The sequence below is a fragment of the Sporosarcina limicola genome, from assembly GCF_014873855.1.
GTDB lineage: Bacteria > Bacillota > Bacilli > Bacillales_A > Planococcaceae > Sporosarcina > Sporosarcina limicola.
Window position 1 is genome coordinate 1 of the sequence record NZ_JADBEL010000072.1, and the last position, 1,514, is coordinate 1,514.

Here is a 1,514-nt window from a genome sequence, read left to right on the forward strand (position 1 = left end):
CGGAATCTTATAAAGGAATACATGGAGTAGAATACAGCATCTCGGATATACGCTGAACTAAAAAGTACCGGGCGGTTTTTGCCCGGTTTTTCTTAAAAAGATAAGAAACAACATAGTGACAATTTCGCCACCACCTATCATGAAAATATACTTTCATACAGAAGTATACATTTTTGCAGGATTAGTTCGGTGTCTTTGCAAGTGCGACTCGCGCTTTTCTTTTTTGAGTGTAATCTGTGTGGAAAGGAGAGTAGGGAGTAGGTAGCCCCTAGTTTCAACACAGTCCTTTAGTCCTGGTTTGAGAATAAGTTGGTAAAAGTGATGAATATATATGTCGAAGTGACGGATAAACTTATGAACTTGACGGAAATAATCTCCAAAGTGACTAATACCCTTGAAAGTATCCGGCGGTGGAAGACAAACAGCCTAAGAAAATGATCCGTCCAATTCACAAGGAACGGGTCATTTTCTTATCCAGCTACAGTGTAAGTTAGGGTTGACTAAGGCGACTTATACTTTTTTACCCATATGGAGAATAGCTTTAGTGAGTATTTTCTCTTTTATAAAATTAAGGATTGAAGGGGGGAGATTAATAGTGAATTGATTGGTTGAAAAGGGTAGTATTAATTATGAGGTTTTCGGAAGTGGTTTTCCAATCCTCATCATGCATTCAATGGGTACAGACCACCGTTCTATGGTATCTTGGATAGAACCAATTTTTGAAAAAGTCCCGGATTTTCAGAGGATTTATATAGATTTGCCTGCTCACGGTGGAAGTGTAGTAGACGAAAGTTTCAACTCTTCAGATGATATGCTTACTAACATTCTAGACTTTATTGATAAAACAATTCCCAATCAACTATACTCTCTCATTGGCCTTTCATATGGAGGTTATTTAGCGCAAGGAATTTTGCATCATAGGCGTAAAGAAGTGAAAAGTATTTGTTTGCTAGCTACTGCACTTCATCTTAAAGAAAGAACACTTCCAGAAAAAGTCGTTTTATTAAAAGATGAAATGCAGTTAAACGAATTGAATCCAGATATAAGAACAGCAGTTGAGACACTGTTGATTTGCCAAAATAAAATGAACCTTGGATATTTTTTAAACGAAATTCAACCTGGGCGTTTAGTGGCGAACAAAAACTTTTTAATGTCGAATTGGAAGGAAAAAGGATATTTTCTTGCTGATGAACCCTTTCATGATATAGAACTGCTTTTACAGCCAGCTCTTATCATAGTAGGGAAACAAGATTCGATCTGCGGTTATCAAGATCATTTATTTCTGATTGAAAAATTTCCAAATAGTACATTTGCCATTTTAGATCAAGCTGGTCATATGCTTCAAATAGAAAAACGCAAAATCGTACAAGATTTAATGACAGACTGGCTGCTAAGGGTGAGTTGAGTAATAGGGTTTGTTCTTATGTTGAGTCATATATTATGTAAAGTCCAAAATATTACCCTAGCGAATACTCGGAGTCGATGCATAATCACTCAACATAATATTTAGATGT

1 protein-coding gene is annotated in these 1,514 nt (G+C 36.2%); it reads left to right on the forward strand.

Annotated elements, in window-relative coordinates:
• Positions 1-664 precede the first annotated feature (664 nt).
• Positions 665-1,405 carry an alpha/beta fold hydrolase gene (locus H4683_RS21075; RefSeq protein ID WP_192600782.1) on the forward strand — a complete coding sequence of 247 codons (741 nt, stop codon included), beginning with the start codon at positions 665-667 and terminating at the stop codon, positions 1,403-1,405.
• Positions 1,406-1,514: the final 109 nt, after the last annotated feature.